19 protein-coding genes are annotated in these 20,099 nt (G+C 53.5%); 9 read left to right on the top strand and 10 right to left on the bottom strand.

Translation table 11 applies throughout. The features are described 5' to 3' along the window. Positions 1 to 13: 13 nt before the first annotated feature. The 4 genes from OGW16_RS23070 to OGW16_RS23055 all read left to right on the top strand — a co-directional run bounded on the left by OGW16_RS23070 (position 14) and on the right by OGW16_RS23055 (position 4,718). Entirely contained in the window at positions 14 to 1,183 is a 1,170-nt protein-coding gene (locus tag OGW16_RS23070; RefSeq protein WP_043016619.1) for an ABC transporter substrate-binding protein, read from the top strand. Next, positions 1,156 to 2,691, top strand: coding sequence for an ABC transporter permease family protein (locus OGW16_RS23065; RefSeq protein ID WP_286519024.1), 1,536 nt, complete (start codon positions 1,156 to 1,158; stop codon positions 2,689 to 2,691). The genes OGW16_RS23070 and OGW16_RS23065 overlap by 28 nt, the downstream gene beginning before the upstream one ends. Further along, positions 2,691 to 3,323, top strand: a complete 633-nt coding sequence (locus OGW16_RS23060; RefSeq protein ID WP_043016621.1) for an ATP-binding cassette domain-containing protein — start codon at positions 2,691 to 2,693, stop codon at positions 3,321 to 3,323. The genes OGW16_RS23065 and OGW16_RS23060 overlap by 1 nt, the downstream gene beginning before the upstream one ends. 87 nt (positions 3,324 to 3,410) lie before the next feature. After that, positions 3,411 to 4,718 (top strand): sulfurtransferase, encoded by a 1,308-nt coding sequence (locus OGW16_RS23055; RefSeq protein ID WP_286519021.1) that lies wholly within the window; start codon positions 3,411 to 3,413, stop codon positions 4,716 to 4,718. A gap of 44 nt (positions 4,719 to 4,762) precedes the next feature. On the opposite strand, the gene OGW16_RS23050 is transcribed toward OGW16_RS23055, so the two are convergent. Together OGW16_RS23050 and OGW16_RS23045 are read right to left on the bottom strand one after the other, a co-directional pair. Further along, positions 4,763 to 5,386 (bottom strand): CDP-alcohol phosphatidyltransferase family protein, encoded by a 624-nt coding sequence (locus tag OGW16_RS23050; protein ID WP_172863106.1) that lies wholly within the window; start codon positions 5,384 to 5,386, stop codon positions 4,763 to 4,765. Continuing rightward, positions 5,379 to 5,948, bottom strand: a complete 570-nt coding sequence (locus tag OGW16_RS23045) for a carboxymuconolactone decarboxylase family protein (RefSeq protein WP_075146049.1) — start codon at positions 5,946 to 5,948, stop codon at positions 5,379 to 5,381. Before OGW16_RS23045 ends, OGW16_RS23050 begins: the two co-directional genes overlap by 8 nt. A 79-nt stretch (positions 5,949 to 6,027) precedes the next feature. Between OGW16_RS23045 and OGW16_RS23040 the strand changes: the two genes are divergently transcribed. Further along, positions 6,028 to 6,441, top strand: coding sequence for a pyrimidine (deoxy)nucleoside triphosphate diphosphatase (locus OGW16_RS23040; RefSeq protein ID WP_075146048.1), 414 nt, complete (start codon positions 6,028 to 6,030; stop codon positions 6,439 to 6,441). Here OGW16_RS23040 and OGW16_RS23035 read toward each other — a convergent pair. Continuing rightward, positions 6,401 to 6,676, bottom strand: a complete 276-nt coding sequence (locus tag OGW16_RS23035) for a YnjH family protein (RefSeq protein ID WP_075146047.1) — start codon at positions 6,674 to 6,676, stop codon at positions 6,401 to 6,403. The genes OGW16_RS23040 and OGW16_RS23035 overlap by 41 nt on opposite strands. 237 nt (positions 6,677 to 6,913) lie before the next feature. Between OGW16_RS23035 and gdhA the strand changes: the two genes are divergently transcribed. After that, positions 6,914 to 8,257 carry an NADP-specific glutamate dehydrogenase gene (gene gdhA / locus OGW16_RS23030; RefSeq protein ID WP_075146046.1) on the top strand — a complete coding sequence of 448 codons (1,344 nt, stop codon included), beginning with the start codon at positions 6,914 to 6,916 and terminating at the stop codon, positions 8,255 to 8,257. A gap of 49 nt (positions 8,258 to 8,306) precedes the next feature. On the opposite strand, the gene topB is transcribed toward gdhA, so the two are convergent. The 3 genes from topB to OGW16_RS23015 all read right to left on the bottom strand — a co-directional run bounded on the left by topB (position 8,307) and on the right by OGW16_RS23015 (position 11,969). Then, positions 8,307 to 10,253 (bottom strand): DNA topoisomerase III, encoded by a 1,947-nt coding sequence (gene topB, locus OGW16_RS23025; RefSeq protein WP_043016627.1) that lies wholly within the window; start codon positions 10,251 to 10,253, stop codon positions 8,307 to 8,309. 4 nt (positions 10,254 to 10,257) lie between these two features. After that, complete coding sequence (gene selD / locus OGW16_RS23020) at positions 10,258 to 11,301, bottom strand: selenide, water dikinase SelD (RefSeq protein WP_043016628.1); 1,044 nt, start codon at positions 11,299 to 11,301, stop codon at positions 10,258 to 10,260. 116 nt (positions 11,302 to 11,417) lie between these two features. Continuing rightward, entirely contained in the window at positions 11,418 to 11,969 is a 552-nt protein-coding gene (locus tag OGW16_RS23015) for an NAD(P)H nitroreductase (RefSeq protein ID WP_047411778.1), read from the bottom strand. A 175-nt stretch (positions 11,970 to 12,144) separates the two neighbouring features. Between OGW16_RS23015 and sppA the strand changes: the two genes are divergently transcribed. From sppA to pncA, 3 genes are read left to right on the top strand one after another with little or no spacing between them, the layout of a single operon-like run. Further along, the gene (gene sppA, locus OGW16_RS23010; RefSeq protein ID WP_286519017.1) at positions 12,145 to 14,001 is read left to right on the top strand and encodes a signal peptide peptidase SppA; all 1,857 of its coding nucleotides are present in this window, start codon (positions 12,145 to 12,147) and stop codon (positions 13,999 to 14,001) included. Between the two features lie 55 nt (positions 14,002 to 14,056). Then, positions 14,057 to 15,073: an asparaginase gene (ansA, locus tag OGW16_RS23005; protein ID WP_286519015.1), complete on the top strand. Its 1,017-nt coding sequence runs from the start codon at positions 14,057 to 14,059 to the stop codon at positions 15,071 to 15,073. A gap of 13 nt (positions 15,074 to 15,086) precedes the next feature. Further along, complete coding sequence (gene pncA, locus OGW16_RS23000) at positions 15,087 to 15,725, top strand: bifunctional nicotinamidase/pyrazinamidase (protein ID WP_390646920.1); 639 nt, start codon at positions 15,087 to 15,089, stop codon at positions 15,723 to 15,725. A gap of 37 nt (positions 15,726 to 15,762) precedes the next feature. On the opposite strand, the gene OGW16_RS22995 is transcribed toward pncA, so the two are convergent. From OGW16_RS22995 to OGW16_RS22980, 4 genes are all read right to left on the bottom strand, one after another. After that, a complete protein-coding gene (locus OGW16_RS22995) occupies positions 15,763 to 17,121 on the bottom strand; it encodes an MFS transporter (protein WP_286519012.1) in 1,359 nt (452 codons plus the stop codon). A gap of 140 nt (positions 17,122 to 17,261) precedes the next feature. After that, positions 17,262 to 18,020: a DeoR/GlpR family DNA-binding transcription regulator gene (locus OGW16_RS22990; RefSeq protein ID WP_043016634.1), complete on the bottom strand. Its 759-nt coding sequence runs from the start codon at positions 18,018 to 18,020 to the stop codon at positions 17,262 to 17,264. A gap of 136 nt (positions 18,021 to 18,156) precedes the next feature. Next, complete coding sequence (gene ydjG, locus OGW16_RS22985) at positions 18,157 to 19,140, bottom strand: NADH-dependent methylglyoxal reductase (protein ID WP_075146043.1); 984 nt, start codon at positions 19,138 to 19,140, stop codon at positions 18,157 to 18,159. A 9-nt stretch (positions 19,141 to 19,149) separates the two neighbouring features. Further along, complete coding sequence (locus tag OGW16_RS22980) at positions 19,150 to 20,097, bottom strand: sugar kinase (RefSeq protein ID WP_181231340.1); 948 nt, start codon at positions 20,095 to 20,097, stop codon at positions 19,150 to 19,152. Positions 20,098 to 20,099: the final 2 nt, after the last annotated feature.

Genomic DNA, 20,099 nt, shown 5'->3' with positions numbered 1-20,099 from the left:
CAATGGAGATATTATGCGTTACTGCTTATTGTGCCTGAGTTTGTTGCTCTGCCCGCTGGCGACGTTTGCCCAGGACGCCAACTGGCAGCAAATCAAAAAAGATGCCCGCGGTCAGACGGTGTGGTTCAACGCCTGGGGTGGCGACAATGCAGTTAATCAGTATCTCGACTGGGTTAGCGGTGAGATGAAAACGCACTACGCCATTAACCTAAAAATCGTGCGCCTGGCGGATGCTGCCGATGCCGTAAAACGCATTCAGACGGAAACGACATCCGGGCGAAAAACCGGTGGCTCTGTAGATTTACTGTGGGTTAACGGCGAAAACTTCCGTACGCTGAAAGAAGCCGGACTGCTGCAAACTCAGTGGGCGCAAACGCTGCCTAACTGGCGCTATGTTGATACCCAAAAACCGGTGACGGAAGATTTCTCCGTTCCAACGGAGGGGGCTGAATCACCGTGGGGCGGCGCCCAGCTAACCTTTATTGCCAGGCGCGATCTCACCGCGCAGCCGCCGCAATCCCCGCAGGCGCTTCTGGAGTTCGCGCAGGCGCACCCCGGTACCGTGACCTATCCGCGCCCGCCAGATTTTACCGGAACAGCGTTTCTTGAGCAGTTGTTACTATCGCTCACCACCAAACCGCAAGCGTTGAAAATCGCTCCTGATGCAACCACCTTCGCCGACGTTACTGCCCCGTTATGGTACTATCTTGATGCGTTGCATCCTGCACTCTGGCGCGAAGGCAAAGACTTTCCGCCCACGCCTGCGCGAATGGATGCGCTGCTTAATAGTGGCGTTCTGCGTTTATCAATAACCTTTAACCCTGCCCACGCACAGCAAAAAGTGGCCAGCGGCGAATTGCCCAAAAGCAGCTATAGTTTTGGTTTCTCACAGGGCATGCTCGGCAACGTGCATTTTGTCACCATTCCGGCGAATGCGCGCGCCAGCGCCGGAGCGAAAGTCGTGGCAAACTACCTGCTTTCGCCCGAAGCGCAACTGCGCAAAGCCGACCCGACTGTCTGGGGAGATCCTTCGGTGCTTGATCCACAAAAATTACCTGTCGAACAGCGTAATGCGTTGCTGGCGCGGATCCCGCAAGGACTCCCTGCCGTACTGCCAGAACCGCATGCAGCCTGGGTAAACGCTCTGGAACAAGAATGGCTACGCCGCTACGGTACGCATTAATACTGCTACTCTGGGCCATTATGGCGGCAGTTTATCTGCCGCTGGCGCCAGCGGCATTGTCGCTGATAGCACCGGCGCTTAGCACCGCACACTGGCTGGCGTTAGTCACCGATCCTCAATTCCCGCAGGCGTTACTGGCAACGCTGGTTTCCGTAATCCTCGCGGCTGGCGGCGCGCTGCTCATCGCTCTGCTGGCAATCCTCGCCCTGTGGCCCGGCGCTGGCTGGGTACGTCTGTATACGCGTCTTCCCTGGCTGCTGGCAATTCCGCACGTTGCCTTTGCCACCAGCGTGCTGTTAGTTTTTGCCGAAGGCGGCCTGCTCTGGCAATGGCTTGCGTTTTTCAGCCCCCAGCCGGATCGCTACGGCATTGGACTTGGCGTGACGCTGGCCGTGAAAGAGAGCGCCTTTTTGTTATGGATCCTCTCGGCCCTGCTAAGTGAAAAACAACTTTCGCAGCAGGTTATCGTGCTGGATTCGCTGGGTTACAGCCGACTGCAATGCCTGAAGTGGCTGGTTCTGCCCGCTATCGCCCCGGCGTTGGGCAAAGCTATGCTGGCGATTGTCGCCTGGTCACTCTCCGTTGTGGATGTGGCAATCGTTATTGGCCCCGGCAATCCGCCAACGCTTGCCGTATTGAGCTGGCAATGGCTCAGTCAGGGCGATATTGAACAGCAGGCTAAAGGTGCGCTCGCCAGCCTGCTGCTGGTGTTGTTACTTCTCATTATTGCGCTGGCGGGTTATCTGTTATGGCACGCCTGGCGACGCACTATTCCGGCAGTAAACGGTGAACGCCTGCGTTTTTCATCCGCTACGGCCGCACGCCCGCTGGTACAGCTTTTACCCCTGAGCGGTGTGATATGTGCGCTGGTGCTGGCGCTTCTCGCCAACTATTCCTCGCTAAACAGCGAGGCGCTCAGCAACAGCCTGCAACTGGGACTCCTTTCCAGCGTGCTGGCGCTGCTGATACTGTTTGCCTGGCTGGAATGGGGTCCACAAACCGGACACCGCTGGGTCTGGCTACCGCTCATTTTGCCTGCGCTGCCGCTGGTGACCGGACAGTACCTGTTGGCATTATATGGCGGACAGGATGGGCTGATGACGACCATTATCTGGGGCCACCTGCTGTGGGTGATGCCATGGATGCTGTTTGTTCTCAAACCGGCGTGGCAACGCATTGATCCGCGATTGATTTTGATTGCACAAACGCTGGGCTGGACGCGGGGGCGGATATTCTGGCAGGTGAAATGCCCACTGCTAGTGCGCCCGGCGCTGATTGCCTTCGCGGTAGGATTCTCAGTCAGTATTGCCCAGTATATGCCGACGCTGTGGTTAGGTGCCGGACGCTATCCGACGCTGACCACCGAAGCGGTGGCATTAAGCAGCGGTGGTAGCACCGCGATTCTGGCTACCCAGGCATTATGGCAGCTTCTGTTACCACTGTTAGTTTTCGCACTCACGGCGTTTCTCGCTGCGTGGATTGGCCGCTTTCGACAAGGACTCCGCTAATGCTTACCGTACGAGACGTTTCGTTGTACCAGGGCGCGACAGCGCTGGTAAAGGACGTGAATTTTCAGGTAAATAAAAGTGACATTGTCACTATTATGGGGCCTTCCGGCAGCGGAAAGTCTTCGCTATTTTCGTGGATGATCGGAGCGCTGTCTCCTCAGTTTCAGGCGTCAGGCGAACTGTGGCTCAACGAACGACGCATTGACACCCTGCCTACCGCGCAGCGCCAGATTGGCATCCTGTTCCAGGATGCGCTGCTGTTTGACCATTTCAGCGTTGGGCAGAATTTACTGCTGGCCTTACCCGCCAGTCTGCAAGGTCCCGCCAGGCGTCATGAGGTAGAAAGCGCCCTCGCGCGCGCGGACCTGGCAGGATTTTATTCACGCGATCCGGCTTCGCTCTCCGGTGGGCAGCGTTCGCGGGTCGCCCTGCTTCGCGCGCTGCTGGCGCAGCCTCAGGCGCTGTTACTCGATGAACCCTTTAGCAGGCTGGATGCGTCACTGCGCGATACCTTTCGCCAGTGGGTCTTCACTGAAGTCCGTAAGCTGGGTATACCGGTGGTCCAGGTTACCCATGACGCGCAGGACGTTCCGCCCGCAGGCCGTGTATTACAGATGGAAAGCTGGGCGTGAATGTAGCGATATGCTGCGTTAACGCAAGGTTTTTACTTCACTGGCGGCACAGAATGTCGTCCTCTTTTTTCAACGTCGGGCTATTCGATGAAACGTGTTTCTCAAATGACCGCGCTGGCACTGGCTTTAGGGCTCGCTTGCGCTTCATCCTGGGCTGCTGAAACAGCACAAACGCTCACCCTCAACCAGTTACAGCAAAAGCAAGGCGCGGCGATCGATACCCGTCAGAGCGCTTTTTACAACGGCTGGCCGCAGTCGCTCAATGGTCCTTCAGGACACGAACCTTCCGCGCTGAACCTGTCTGCCGCCTGGCTCGACACGATGAATGATGCACAACTCAGCGCCTGGGTTAAGTCACATCAGCTGAAAACCGACGCGCCGGTGGCGCTGTATGGCAGCGATAGCGACATGCAGGCCGTCAAATCTCGCCTGCAGAAAGTCGGCTTTAGCCATATCTCAACCCTCAGCGATGCGCTTACGGACCCTGCCCGTCTGCAACGTCTGCCGCACTTCGAACAACTGGTTTACCCGCGGTGGCTGCACGACCTGCAGCAGGGTAAAGACGTGACTGCTAAACCGACCGGTGACTGGAAAGTGATTGAAGCCGCCTGGGGCGCGCCGAAGTTGTATCTGCTGAGCCATATCCCCGGTGCGGGCTATATTGATACCAACGAAGTCGAAAGCGAACCACTGTGGAATAAAGTTTCCGACGAGCAGCTCAAAGCGATGCTGGCGAAACACGGTATCCGCCACGACACCACGGTGATTTTATATGGACGCGATGTTTATGCCGCCGCGCGCGTGGCGCAAATTATGCTGTACGCAGGCGTGAAAGATGTTCGTCTACTCGACGGCGGCTGGCAAACCTGGTCCGACTCAGGTTTACCGGTCGAACGTGGTACTCCGCCGACGGTGAAGCCAGAACCTGATTTCGGCGTGAAAATTCCTGCCCAGCCGCAGTTGATGCTGGATATGGAACAGGCTCGCGGCCTGCTGCATCGACAGGATGCGTCGTTGGTGAGCATTCGTTCATGGCCGGAGTTTATCGGTACTACCAGCGGCTATAGCTACATCAAGCCAAAAGGTGAGATCGCAGGCGCACGCTGGGGCCACGCAGGCAGCGATTCCACGCATATGGAAGATTTCCATAATCCGGATGGCACCATGCGCAGCGCGGATGACATCGCCGCCATGTGGAAACAGTGGAATATCACGCCAGACCAGCAGGTTTCTTTCTACTGCGGCACCGGCTGGCGTGCTTCAGAAACGTTTATGTATGCCCGCGCGATGGGCTGGCAAAACGTCTCTGTTTACGACGGCGGCTGGTATGAGTGGAGCAGCAATCCGAAAAACCCGGTTGCCCGCGGTGAACGGGGTCCGGACGCCAGCAAGTAAAATGGTCACGATTGCCGGATAAGCGCATCCGGCAACGCAAGACATTACGCCTGACGCTGAACCGCTTTCAGCGTCAGATATCCGCTCCAGATCCGGGTGAACGTCGTCATCCAGCACAGCGCGCCAAAGACCCACGCCATCACAGCGAAATATTCCGGGAACAGACATCCCAACACAAACAGCAAAATCGTCTCGGTTCCTTCGGTCAGCCCACCCAGATAATAAAACGATTTATGCGCGTAGCCAGGGTTATCTATCTGATGCTTAGCCGCCAGCGCGGCGAAGGCGAGAAAGCTGCTGCCGGTGCCAATAAACGCGAACAGCAGCCAGCCGCCTGCCAGCGCATTTTGCGCCGGTGCGGCAAGAATAAAACCAAACGGCACTAAAGCGTAAAACAGAAAATCAAGCGAGATATCGAGAAATCCTCCCGCATCGGTAAGCCCTCTACGCCGAGCCAGCGCCCCATCCAGCCCATCAAACAGCCGATTGAGCACAATGGCCACCAGCGCCGCCAGATACCAGCCTAGCGCCAGAAATGGCAACGCCAGCACACCAATGGCAAAACCGACAAGCGTAAGTCCGTCCGGAGTAATCGCCGGTTTATCAATGATGCCCACGCAGCGATGCAAAAGCGGTTTTAATCGCGGGTGAAGATGACGGTCAAGCATGCGGGCGTCCTTTATAACTGTCGCACAGTCCCTGGGAGGGGATATCGAGTGCGGCATTAAAACGCGCCGAGAGATTTTGAAACGCAATCAGCGCGGTCATTTCAGTAATGGCGGTATCGGTAAAATACTGCTTCATCTGCGCTTTCAGCGCATCGTCAACCTGTGGAGGCGTTGCGGTCACCGCATCCGCATAGGCCAGCGCTACGCGCTCTTCTGCACTGAACAGCGTCGATTCTTGCCAGTTGGCAACCTGCAAGACTTTATCCAGCGCGCCGCAGCGTTCAGCCAGCCGTAAACTGTTGGCATCAATGCAGAAAGCGCAGTGGCACACCTGAGATACGCGGGTCATTAGCAATGCGCGCATCACCGGCGTTAAGCGCGCCTTTTTACGCTCCAGAAATCCAACAAACAGCGCTACCAGCCAGAACAGAAATGGCATCCGCCCCCACCAGCGCGTGGGATGCAGCACATCGCCATAATGCTTTTTCTGCGTCGCAACGAGCGGTTTTAAACTGAAAGGGATACGCGTTAACGGTTTTACCCACGACTGAGGATCGTTCAACGGTTGCTCCTGAATACTTTAGATAAAACGAAGATAACGATAGTATGTCACTTTCTGCCGTTAGATCTTGATGAATATAATGAAAACCCTCGACGTGGTCGCCGCTATCATAGAACGTGATGGCAAAATTTTACTGGCTCAACGTCCGCAGCATGCGGATCAGTCAGGTATGTGGGAGTTTGCCGGCGGTAAGGTTGAGTCTGGCGAAAGTCAGCCCAAGGCGCTGGTCCGTGAACTGCGTGAAGAGTTGGGCATCGAGGCGGTCGTTGGGCGCTACATTGCCAGCCATCAACGCGAGGTTTCAGGCCGACTGATTCACTTACATGCCTGGCATGTGCCGTCATATCAGGGAGAACTGAAGGCGTATGAGCATCAGGATATCGTCTGGTGTTCACCCGAAGAGGCGCTGCGTTATCCGCTGGCGCCTGCCGATATCCCGTTGTTAGAAGCGTTTATCCTTTTACGCGCCGCCAGACCAGCGGATTTGTGCTGATCGTTTTATCATCACGCTGGCACTGCAACAGAACGCCATCCGCCTTAATCACCGCCCCTTCTGAGTAGTTTTGATCCTGATAAATACAGCACTGACTACAGGGTTGCACCCGCTGACCGCTGGAACTGAACACTTCCGGCGGCACATTCACCTGCACGTCCGGGCGATAAAGCTGATTTGCCAGCGTCGCGCTGGACATTATTGCCAACGCTCCTGCCACGATTAAACGGCGCATATTCTTTCCTTTTTGACTGACAGTTATGCTCAGTATAACGGTATAAATCGGCAGAAACTTTAGCCCCTTCCGTCATCGTTTTTGGTTATGACCCGCGGCGCAATATTAATTTACTTAGCGGGGTTAATTTTTTCTTGCGTCCCGTCACACTGCTGATGTTATAGTCAAAAACTGCAAAACACTTAACACAAAAATCAAAAATATAACCATATCAATACATAAGAGGTTCTTATATCTATGGATCAGACATGTTCTCTGGAGTCATTCCTTAACCATGTGCAAAAGCGCGACCCGAATCAGACCGAGTTCGCGCAAGCCGTTCGTGAGGTAATGACGACACTGTGGCCCTTCCTCGAACAAAACCCACGTTATCGTCAGATGTCATTGCTGGAACGTCTGGTTGAACCGGAGCGCGTGATCCAGTTCCGCGTAGTCTGGCTGGACGATCGCAATCAGGTACAGGTTAACCGCGCGTGGCGTGTGCAGTTCAGCTCCGCCATTGGCCCGTACAAAGGCGGTATGCGTTTTCACCCTTCCGTGAATCTGTCGATCCTGAAATTCCTTGGCTTCGAGCAGACGTTTAAGAACGCCCTCACCACGTTACCAATGGGCGGTGGTAAAGGCGGGAGCGATTTCGATCCGAAAGGAAAAAGCGAAGGCGAAATCATGCGCTTCTGCCAGGCGCTGATGACCGAACTGTTCCGCCATTTAGGCCCCGATACCGACGTTCCGGCGGGCGATATCGGGGTGGGCGGTCGTGAAGTCGGCTTTATGGCCGGGATGATGAAAAAACTGTCCAACAACAGCGCCTGCGTCTTTACCGGTAAAGGTCTCTCTTTTGGCGGCAGCCTGATTCGCCCGGAAGCCACCGGCTACGGCCTTGTGTACTTCACCGAAGCAATGCTGAAACGCCATGGTCTGGGCTTTGAAGGCATGCGCGTAGCGGTCTCTGGTTCCGGTAACGTGGCGCAATTCGCCATTGAAAAAGCTATGGAGTTTGGCGCCCGCGTCGTTACCGCTTCCGATTCCAGCGGTACCGTGGTTGACGAAAGCGGCTTTACCAAAGAAAAACTGGCGCGTCTGTGCGCGATCAAAGACAGCCGTGACGGTCGCGTGGCGGATTACGCTCGTGAGTTTGGCCTGACCTATCTGGAAGGCAAACAGCCGTGGTCGGTTCCGGTTGATATCGCCCTGCCGTGCGCCACTCAGAACGAACTGGATGTCGATGCGGCGCGCGTGCTGATCGCCAACGGTGTGAAAGCTGTCGCCGAAGGGGCCAACATGCCGACCACCATCGAAGCCACCGACCTGTTCCTCGAAGCGGGCATCCTGTTCGCACCGGGTAAAGCAGCCAACGCCGGTGGCGTAGCGACATCTGGTCTGGAAATGGCGCAAAACGCCGCTCGTCTGGGCTGGAAGGCGGAGAAAGTGGATGCGCGTCTGCATCACATCATGCTGGATATTCACCATGCCTGCGTCGAGTATGGCGGCGAAAGCAAGCAAACCAACTACGTACGTGGCGCCAACATCGCAGGATTCGTGAAAGTTGCCGACGCGATGTTGGGCCAGGGTGTGATTTAATTCATCCCGTACGCCGGATGCGGCACACGTGCCTTATCCGGCCTGCAAACTACACGCCTGCCTCTTCGGATGGCGGGCTTTTTTTCGCCGTACGTTTACGCGGCGCGCTCTTTTTCTTATCGCCACCACTACCGCCCGGAGCGGCAATGCCACGGAAGCGTCGTACCGGCGTGCTGCGCGCCTGATCGATAAGCTGATACAGCGTTCCCACCAACGGCTGCATGAAGTCCTGATAACGACACTGCTTTTCACTGATTTGGGTCAGGATAGATTCCCAGTGCGCGGTCATGTCCGGACGCGTCGCCATTTCGGGCAGCGAGTGAAACAGCGCTTTTCCCGCGTCGGTAGAATGGATATAACGCCCTTTTTTTACCAGGAATCCGCGTTTAAACAGCAGCTCGATAATCCCGGCGCGCGTCGCTTCCGTTCCTAATCCATCCGTGGCACGCAGGATCTTTTTCAGATCTTTATCCTGCACAAAGCGCGCAATCCCGGTCATCGCTGACAGCAGCGTGGCATCAGTAAAGTGCCGCGGGGGCTGGGTCTGACGTTCAACCACTTCACCTTTTTCGCACAGCAGCTCATCGTCTTTTGCCACCACCGGCAGCGGCGTCCCGTCGTTATCTTCATCGCGCTCTTTGTTGCCAAGCAGCGTGCGCCATCCGGCCTCCGCCAGAAAACGCGCTTTGGCGACAAACTTTCCTTTGGCGATATCCAACTCAATAACGCACTTCCTGAAGACCGCGTCCGCACAGAACTGCATCAGATACTGACGGGCAATCAGGTTGTAAATTTTCGCTTCGTTATCGTTCAGGTTGATGGACGAACTGCGTGCGGTAGGAATGATGGCGTGGTGCGCATCCACTTTTTTATCGTCCCAGCAGCGGTTTCGCGTATCAGGATTGACCGCTGGTTGCGGGAGCAAATCGGGGGCATGAACGCTAATCGCGTTCAACACCGCGTGACGTCCGGCAAAGTGTTCTTCCGGCAGATAACGGCTATCCGAACGCGGATAGGTAATCAGCTTATGGGTTTCATACAGCTTCTGGCAGATATCCAGAACGTTTTGCGCACTTAAGCCAAAGCGTTTCGCCGCTTCAATCTGCAACGCCGAAAGCGAAAACGGCAGCGGCGCAGATTCTGATTCCCGTTTATCGTTATAACTGGTGACTATCGCCGGCTGGCCGTTAATGCGGTTTACCACGTGTTCAGCCAGGGTACGATTCAGCAAGCGCCCTTCTTCATCCTGATACGGCTCACACGCTTCGCTCGGTTGCCAGATAGCGGTAAATCGCTCATCGGCAGGCGTCACGATATGCGCTTTTACCTCGAAGAAATCTTTGGCGACGAAGTTTTCAATCTCTTCATCGCGACGCACAACCAGGCCGAGCACCGGCGTTTGTACGCGCCCGACCGAAAGTACGCCCTGATAGCCCGCGTTACGCCCAAGAATGGTGTAAGCGCGCGTCATATTGATACCGTACAGCCAGTCCGCCCGCGCCCGCGCCAGTGCCGACACGCACAGCGGAATGAACTCACTGTTGGCGCGCAGGCGCTCAATAGCCCGCTCGACGGCCTGCGGGTTGAGGTCGTTAATCAGGCAGCGTTGCACCTGCTGGCGCTTTTCAGGGGCCAGTTGCAGGTAATCAAGTACCTCATCCACCAGCAGTTGTCCTTCACGGTCGGGGTCACCTGCGTGAATGACTTCGCTGGCCTCATGTAAAAAGCGCTTAATGACATTGAGCTGTTTGGTCACCGAGGGACGCGGCTGCAGTTGCCACTTTTCCGGGACAATCGGCAGATCGACCAGACTCCAGCGAGCATAGCGACTGTCGTAGGCATCTGGCTGCGCCTGCTCAAGCAGGTGACCAATGCACCAGGTCACCACTTGTCCGTTTCCGCATTCAATAAAACCGTCACCTTTGCGATGCGGCTTCGGCAGCACATCGGCGATAGCGCGCGCCAGACTCGGTTTTTCGGCAATAAACAACCGCATCGAGTTAACGGATCTCAACCATGGCGCGACCGCCACGAGCTTCCACTAACTCACCAATCGCGGTGAGGTCGATGCCAAACTGCGCTGCCGCCGCTTTCACTTCGGCTTCAGCTTCCGGCGTTACCGCCAGCAGCAGACCACCAGAAGTTTGCGGATCGCAGAGCAGATCGCGTACCGACTGCGGCATTTCACCCATCAGGTGTCCGTAGCTGGCAAAGTTACGCTGGGTTCCGCCCGGCACCGCGCCCTGCGCGATGTATTCTTCAACGCCAGGAAGCTTAGGAATATCCTGGTAGACGATCTGCGCCTGAACGCCCGCGCCCTGACACATCTCGCTCAGATGTCCCAGCAGACCAAAACCGGTAACGTCGGTCATGGCTTTCACGCCGTCGATATCGGCGAATGCCGCCCCTGCAATGTTCATCCGGCACATCACTTCCGTCGCCAGTCCTTTGTGTTCGTCTTTCAGCAGCGATTTTTTCTCTGCGGTAGTCAGGACGCCAATACCCAGCGGCTTGGTCAGGAACAACTTACATCCGGCCTCAGCGGTGCTGTTTTTCTTCACGCGTTCGGTCGGCACAATGCCGGTTACCGCAAGGCCAAAGATAGGTTCTGGGGCATCGATAGAGTGGCCGCCCGCCAGCGCAATACCCGCCTGACGGCAGGCAAAGCGTCCGCCTTCGGTAACTTCGCGAGCGATTTCCGGCGCCAGCTTATCCAGCGGCCAGCCCAGAATAGCAATTGCCATAATCGGTTTGCCGCCCATTGCGAAAATATCGCTGATGGCGTTAGTCGCAGCGATGCGGCCAAAATCAAACGGATTATCGACAATCGGCATAAAGAAATCGGTGGTGCTGATAACGCTGGTGCCGTTCCCCAGATCGTATACGGCCGCGTCGTCTCGGGTTTCATTACCCACCAGTAAGTTCGGATCAACAAACTTCGCCTGCTCGCTGTGCAGAATGGTTTCCAGCACTTTTGGGGAAATTTTACAACCGCAACCGGCTCCGTGGCTGTATTGCGTTAAACGAATAGCTTGCTCGCTCATGGACATCTCCTGTCATTGCAATCCGGATATGGTAGCGCTCATTCCATGATGTGGTAAGAGTGACTGTCTGAATTCGGGTGTCTTTGCTCATAATCCAGACAGTTTTGCCGTTGATATCAGAAATAACGGACGAATGCGCTCGGATCGGCAAGGTTAACCGTCGTGGACGCTTTGAGCTGTGGTGTGCCCAGATAGAGAAAACCAACGATTTTATCCTGCGGGCGACAGTCAAACGCGTCACGAACGACCGCACTTTCGGTTAATGCGCCGCTGCGCCAGATACCGCCAAAGCCCTGCGCAATTGCAGCCATCTGCATGGCCATCACCGCACAACCGGCAGACATTTCCTGTTCCCATAACGGAACCTTGTCGTTTTCTTCACATTTCGCCACCACGGTAATAATCAGCGGCGCGCGAAACGGTGCGCTGCGCGCTTTTTCCTGGGCTTTCTCATCGCTGCCTGCGGCAATCGCGCCTTTTTCCAGCACATCACTAAAGCGTTCACGTCCCTCGCCCTCAATAACAAAGAACTGCCACGGTTGCAGCGTTTTGTGGTCCGGCGCGCGCATTCCCGCCCGTAGAATATTTTGCAGTTGCTCTCCAGCCGGGGCCGGATCGACGAGACGAGAGGCGCTACGACGGGTCATAAGTAATTCGAGTGCATCCATTTGCTTAACTCCAACAATGAGATTTGTTCACAAAATTAACACGTGAGCGGATTTTGTTACAGCACAGGCGGTGATTCCTGCTGACAAGTGCCTGTCGGGTCATTACGATAGCCTCATCTTATCGCCTTTCTCCGGGATTTCGGGATGGCGTGTTGTTAATCGGTAGGGAGAATACATGCGAACCCTGTGGCGATTTATTGCCGGATTTTTTAAATGGACATGGCGATTACTCAATTTCGTCCGTGAATTTGTGCTTAACCTGTTCTTCATCTTTTTGGTGCTGGTTGGCGTGGGCATCTGGATGCAGGTCAGCAGCAGCAATACCAGCGAACACGCTGAGCGAGGCGCGCTGCTGCTGGATATTTCGGGGGTGATTGTTGATAAACCCTCAAGCACCAGTCGTTTAAGCGTGATTGGCCGTCAGCTGTTTGGTGCCAGTTCCGATCGTCTGCAGGAAAACTCCCTGTTCGATATCGTGAATACCATTCGTCAGGCAAAAGATGATCGCAACATCACCGGCATCGTGATGGATCTGAAAAATTTTGCCGGGGCTGACCAGCCCTCCATGCAGTATATCGGCAAAGCGCTGCGGGAATTCCGTGACAGCGGGAAACCGGTCTTTGCCGTGGGCGATAACTTCAGCCAGGGACAGTATTACCTCGCCAGTTTTGCCAACAAAATTTACCTCTCTCCTCAGGGTTCCGTTGATCTGCACGGCTTTGCCACCAACGGTCTGTACTACAAGTCTCTGCTCGACAAACTGAAAGTCTCCACGCACGTGTTCCGTGTCGGAACCTATAAGTCTGCCGTAGAGCCGTTTATCCGCGATGATATGTCTCCTGCCGCGCGTGAAGCGGACAGCCGCTGGATCGGCGAGCTGTGGCAGAACTATCTCGACACGGTCGCCGCCAACCGCCAGATCCCTGCTCAGCAGGTGTTCCCTGGCGCGCAGGCGATGCTGGACGGATTAACGAAAGTCGATGGTGATACCGCGAAATACGCGCTCGACAACAAACTGGTGGATGCGCTCGCTTCCAGCGCTGAAGTCGAAAAAATGCTGACCAAACAGTTTGGCTGGAGCAAAGCGGATAAAAACTATCGCGCCGTCAGCTATTACGATTATTCGCTGAAAACGCCAGCGGATACCGGAGACAGCATTGGCGTTATCTTCGCGAATGGCGCGATTATGGACGGTGAAGAAACCCCGGGAAATGTGGGTGGCGACACCACTGCCGCACAGATCCGCGAAGCGCGTCTCGACCCGAAAGTTAAAGCGATTGTGCTGCGTGTGAACAGCCCTGGCGGCAGCGTCAGCGCCTCCGAAGTCATTCGTGCTGAACTGGCTGCGGCAAAAGCGGCGGGTAAACCGGTTGTCGTGTCCATGGGCGGCATGGCGGCTTCTGGTGGATACTGGATCTCCACGCCAGCCAGCTACATTGTGGCAAACCCCAGCACCTTGACCGGGTCAATCGGGATCTTTGGTGTGATCAACACTGTCGAAAACAGTCTGGATTCTATTGGCGTACATACCGACGGCGTGGCGACATCCCCGCTGGCGGATATCTCCATCACCAAAGCGTTACCGTCTGAAGTCCAGCAAATGATGCAACTGAGCATTGAGAACGGCTATAAGCGCTTTATCACTCTGGTTGCGGATGCGCGTAATACAACGCCTGAGCAGATTGACAAAATCGCGCAGGGCCACGTCTGGACCGGTCAGGATGCGAAAGCCAACGGACTGGTAGACAGCCTCGGTGATTTTGACGACGCCGTCGCGAAAGCGGCTGAGCTTGCCAAACTGAAACAGTGGCATATTGAGTATTATCAGGACGAACCAACATTCGTCGATATGGTGATGGACAGCATGTCAGGCTCCGTTCGCGCCATGCTGCCCGAAGCCATTCAGGCTATGCTCCCGCCACCGCTTGCTTCTGCGGCGAGCGCGGTAAAAGCGGAAAGCGATAAGCTGGCCGCGTTTAACGATCCGCAAAACCGATATGCGTTTTGCCTGACCTGCGCCAACGTTCGCTAACTATTGACCCCTCTTCAGGATGAAGAGGGGTTTTCTTTGAGACAGAAGATAAGTCATGCAAAAGAAATCGATTTACGTTGCCTATACCGGCGGTACCATTGGTATGCAGCGCTCCGAACAGGGTTATATTCCTGTTTCCAGTCATCTCCAGCGTCAGCTGGCGTTGATGCCTGAATTCCACCGCCCAGAGATGCCAGACTTCACCATCCACGAATATGTCCCGCTGATGGATTCCTCCGACATGACGCCTGAAGACTGGCAGCATATTGCGGAAGACATTAAAGCGCACTACGACGATTACGACGGTTTTGTCATCCTGCACGGTACTGACACCATGGCGTTTACGGCTTCAGCGCTCTCTTTCATGCTGGAGAATTTGGGTAAACCGGTAATTGTGACAGGGTCACAAATCCCGCTGGCAGAGCTACGTTCAGACGGGCAAATCAATCTGCTGAATGCGCTGTACGTGGCGGCAAATTACCCGATCAATGAAGTGACCCTGTTTTTCAACAACCGACTGTTTCGCGGCAACCGTACCACTAAAGCGCACGCCGATGGTTTTGACGCCTTTGCCTCCCCTAACCTTGCACCGCTGCTGGAAGCCGGGATCCATATCCGTCGACTGGGTACACCACCAGCCCCACACGGCACAGGCGAACTGATTGTTCATCCTATTACTCCACAACCAATTGGCGTGGTCACCATTTATCCCGGCATCTCTGCTGATGTGGTGCGCAACTTCCTGCGCCAACCGGTAAAAGCGTTAATATTGCGCTCCTACGGCGTGGGCAATGCCCCACAAAACAAAGAATTTCTGAAAGAGCTTGAAGATGCGAGTTCGCGTGGCATTGTGGTGGTGAATCTGACCCAGTGTATGTCCGGCAAGGTAAATATGGGTGGCTATGCGACGGGGAATGCCCTGGCGCATGCTGGCGTGATTGGCGGCGCGGATATGACCGTCGAGGCTACGCTCACCAAATTGCACTATCTACTGAGCCAAGGACTGGACACGCAGACCATTCGTGAAGCAATGACGCAAAATCTGCGCGGCGAGCTTACCCCGGACGAATAAGGAGTCTATGCCCATGGCCCGAGCCTTACTGTTGGTCGATTTACAAAATGACTTTTGTGCCGGCGGCGCTCTCGCCGTTCCGCAAGGCGACAGCACAATCGATATTGCCAACCGTCTGATTGACTGGTGCACAGTACGCGGCGACACTGTCGTTGCCAGTCTGGACTGGCACCCGGCGAATCACGGTAGCTTTGCCAGTCAGCATCAGGTCGAACCCTACAGTCAGGGGCAACTCGATGGCCTGGCGCAGACGTTCTGGCCCGATCATTGCGTGCAAAACAGCGAAGGGGCAGCTTTGCATCCGCTGTTGAACCAACGTGCGATTTCTCAAACCTTCACCAAGGGAGAGAATCTACTGGTCGACAGTTACAGTGCATTTTTTGATAACGGCCGTCGTCAGGCAACCGCGCTGAACGCTTGGCTGCTCGAACATCGCATTGCCGAGCTTATTATCATGGGGCTGGCTACCGACTATTGCGTTAAGTTCACCGTACTGGATGCGCTCGATCTTGGTTACACCGTCAGCGTGATTACCGACGGCTGTCGTGGCGTCAATATTCACCCACAGGACAGTACAGAGGCTTTTATGGAAATGGCGGCAGCGGGCGCAACGCTGTATACGCTTGATGACTGGCTGGAAACCCAGCCGTAAGCGATGCCGACAGGGTCACTCCTGTCGGCGCATTTTCTCAGGCCAGCGCTGAAATCTCTTCCAGCGATACTTTGCGTGTTTCGATGCCAAAACAAAAAAGAATTAGCGCGCATAGCACCAACATTACGCCTAGCACGATAAAGACCGTAATCGACCCGTAACGGGTCAACAAAATAGCAACGCCATAGGGCGTAAACACCGCGACAATCCTTCCGACTGCATTCACAAAACCCGACCCCCGCAATCTAAGATGCGTGGGCCACAGTTCAGGGACATACACCGCAGAAGCAAAGCAAACATACATATACAGAAAAAAGATCATCACCAGCCCATAGCTCAGAATGGCCCACTCTTCGGTTTGAATCGAATAGAAATACCCGAGCAGCGCGATAATAACCAACAAGGATGAACCAAATAACCGCCTTGGAAAACGATCGATAATTAGCGCAGCAATAAATATTCCAACTGGCGCGCCAATCATAATTATCGCGGTCATAAAGATGGATTTCGTTACATCGATTCCTGAATTAACAAATATCGTCGGGATCCATACCGTAATGGTATAGAGCGAAATATTCATCGCGATAAGCACAGTGATCGCCACCAACGTACAGCGCAACATCGGCCCCTTGAACAGGAGCCAAAATGACCCACTTTCCGTGCTTAAGTCCGCCGTCAGGCAACCATTCTGGCAGGAGGATAAAGTGATGTTTTTTTCTTTCTCAATTTGCGATTCCACCTGCAAAAGATGTTTTTCAGCTTCACTTCTTTGACCTTTACCAGCCAGCCAACGCGGGGATTCAATATAGTATTTTCCCGACAGATACCAGGCCAACAGCATTGCCATACCACCAAGCAAAAACATCACCCGCCAGCTTATAAAGGCAATAATCACGACGCCAATTGCCGCCGATAGCATTGGCGCCCAGTTGCCGACAAACGACAGGCGGGCAGACCATTTTCCGCGCACCTCAGGCGGAATAAATTCCGTAAATGAGGCATAGCCCACCATAATTAGCGCCCCCATTCCAACCCCCATCAGACAGCGGAAAAAGATAAGCCAATACATGTTGGGCACAAACGTTGCCGCACAGGCTGAGGCCCCGACGATTAGCAAATTGATACGGAACGCTTTGCGTCGTCCGAAGTAATCACCAATAAAGCCACCGCCGAGTGAACCGATAAAGTAGCCGAACATCAACGCTGAGGTAAACGCGGCATTCAGATAATTATTTGACCAGCCGGTACTGACTAATTTTGCCAATACCACATTCCCGGAGTAGCTGAGAAAACCGGTTATTAATAAACTAAAACTAATAATGCCGAAAATACGAAAATGAAATCGAGATAAAGGTAAGCGATCTAATCTTGCGCCGATAGGGTCACATTTTTCCATCTGGATGCCTCAAACTCAGCTAAATAGAAAGTATGGCGATCGCGGCAGAAACAATTTTGCCGCGCCATCCATCATCATTAGATTCTTATGGCATTTTCCAGGTGCAAACTAAAATAATATCGACGCAACTCACGCTACAATTAATAAACGAGTTGAATATTATTCTCTTGGCAAAATGCAATCCACTCTGCACCCGGTGCCTTATTGGTTATAAGATAATTAATATGGCTAAAGTCAACGAGCTGGACGAAAGCTTTGCGATCAAATTTTGAGTGATCAACCAACAGCGCCACTTCAGTCGCCTGACGGATCATGGTTTTTTTGATTTCCGCTTCCGCTTCGTTAGAATCAAGCGCCCCGCTCTGCATATCCAGTCCTTTGCAGCTCATCACCATAATATCAACATGATAGCGGCTGATAATCTCCTTGGTGATCCTTCCCTGCAGCGACAGTGTATTCTTGTTCAATTCACCGCCGGTAGAAACCACGTTAATTTCTGACTGCGCCAATTCATGAAAAGCTTCAGCCGAGTTGGTAAGCAGTGTCAGATCGTTTCTTTCCTTCAACAGCTTTAATAATTCCATCGCAGTACTGCTGGAGTCGGCAGCCATCGTGGTCTTATTTTTAATAAACGGCAATGCATTACGGGCAATGATCTGCTTCTCTTCAAAGAAAGATTTTGCTCGCTTATAAAAATGAATATTATCAGACAACGCGGTGGTATTGAGCACTGCACCGCCATATGTTCGAGTCAAAAAACCTTCATCTTCCAGTTTTTCAAGATCGCGGCGAATCGTTTCCTCAGTTACCTGAAAGATTGAACTTAAATTCGATACCGCCACTTTCTTATCGTTAGCCACCATTTGCTTAATGGCCTGAATCCTGTCTTTTGCCGCCACGATGACACCTCTGTTTCCTGCAAAGTAATAATAAGACCCTAGTATCTCACAGGCTATGTTTATTTTCAAAAGAACATGTCTGAATCACAGATTTTAATGCTATTTTACACAGAAACAGAGGTCAGTCCCATCAGGCTTATTTGCTATCCAACGCTTCTGCCATTTGTCTCATCAATAATGAATCATCATCTGACAGAGGAATAGTTAACGCCTCAACATTCTCACGAACCTGCTCAGGCGCAGTTGCGCCGCTCAGTAAGGTGATTAAATCACTTTGCTTTAATATCCACGCCAGAGCCAGCGCGGGGATTGTACAATGGTATTTCTCGCACAGCGGCCGCCATTGCTCAAGCATGTCAATCACCCTCAGCATATTGTCCCGTTGGAACCAGACTTTGTTGGCCCGCGCACCGCCAGGGACATAATCCCGATCAATAGTCCCGGTCAGGAGTCCCTGCTCGAGCGGTGAATAAACCTGCACAACAATGCCATTCTGCTGGCATAACGGCAGCAGTTCAGTTTCCAGTGCGCGATCAAGAATGCTGTATTTGGCCTGGATGATATCCAGCTCACCATGTTTGAGATACTCTTTGATATGCCCGGCATCCACGTTTGCGGCACCTATAGATCGAATTTTGCCTTCTTTCTTCAGGGCGTTCAGCGTATCAACAGTTTCCGCTATCGGCGTAAAACAGGGTTCGACCGACTGCCAATGGGTCATATAGATATCAATGCTGTCGATACCCAATCTTTGCAGGCTGGCATCAACCTCTTCGCGAATAGATTCAGGCGTGAGGTTTTTATACAGCTGGCGATCGCCCACTTTGTTAAACAGGCTACCTGTTCGCTCCCAGACGATGCCGCATTTGGTTTCAACCACTACCTCACTGCGCGGCAGCTTTTTCAGCGCCTGCCCGACAATCACTTCACTGTTGCCAAAGTTGTAGCCTGGCGCGGTATCTATCAAATTGATACCGCAGCGATGAGCCTCAACAATGGTATCGATACAAATCTGCAGATCGAGATCGCCATTCCATGCTGGGCCGCCGCCAATGGCCCATGTGCCTAATCCCATGCGGGAAAGCATAATATCCGTACTGCCTAAAGGAATCATTTTCATCTGCCGCTATTACCCTTCGTATTCGTCAAGAAGTTGTTCAACCAACTTTCTGTTCTTCACGCCCGTCGTGGCGCCCACGCTCAGTACCGATATCGCTGCCGTTGCGTTAGCAAACAGCGCGCACTCGCGCAGCGGCTTGCCTTCAAGAAGTGCAGAGATAAATCCCGAGGCAAAATTATCTCCCGCACCGATGGTGTCGATAGCGGTAATTCCCGAAACTGCCGGGACCTCCATTTTCAGATCGGCACGTTTGATAAAGCAGCCTCTTTTGCCGGTCTTAATCACCACTGTTTTCACGCCACAGTCCAGGAAACTGTCGGCAATATCATCCAGCGTCTCTTTCCCGGTGAGCAGTTTTGCCTCCTCGAAATTGGGAAACAGATAATCGACGTAGCTTAACGCCTGGCGAATATCTTCCAGTGTTTCATTAAGCCGCGGCTTGATCATATCGGCACAAATAATTAACTGATGCGCTTTCGCCTGAGTGAAAATTGCCGTCAGCGCATCGCCATCCAATAATGGGCTATTAAAAATACTTGCCAGCGACAGCAGTTTTGCCTGAGAGAAACGGTCAAAATCTACATCGTTTATATTCAACTGCCACAGGCTGCCGTTGCGGTTAGTCACAAAAGTACGCTCACCATCAGCAGTGACTAAGCCCACATTGATAGAGGTATCAACATCGGCATCCTGTTTCAGACTCTGAATATTGATACTCTCCCGACGACAATGTTCGATAATAAAATGACCTGCCGCATCATCCCCCACCCGACTAATTAACGCTGTACGATGGCCAAGGCGAGAAATAATAGTCGCCTCATTAATAGCGTCGCCGCCCGTGGTCATGGCTATTCTTTCTAAAGGATAAGAGTCTACATCAAAGATATTTTTGCTCACTGGCTGCAAAGGAATATCAACAATTGCCGCCCCTATACAAATAACCTCGATATTATCCATAT

Source organism: Citrobacter sp. Ce104, assembly GCF_030334595.1.
Taxonomy (GTDB): domain Bacteria; phylum Pseudomonadota; class Gammaproteobacteria; order Enterobacterales; family Enterobacteriaceae; genus Citrobacter; species Citrobacter europaeus.
This window is presented reverse-complemented; position numbering and strand designations above follow the sequence as displayed.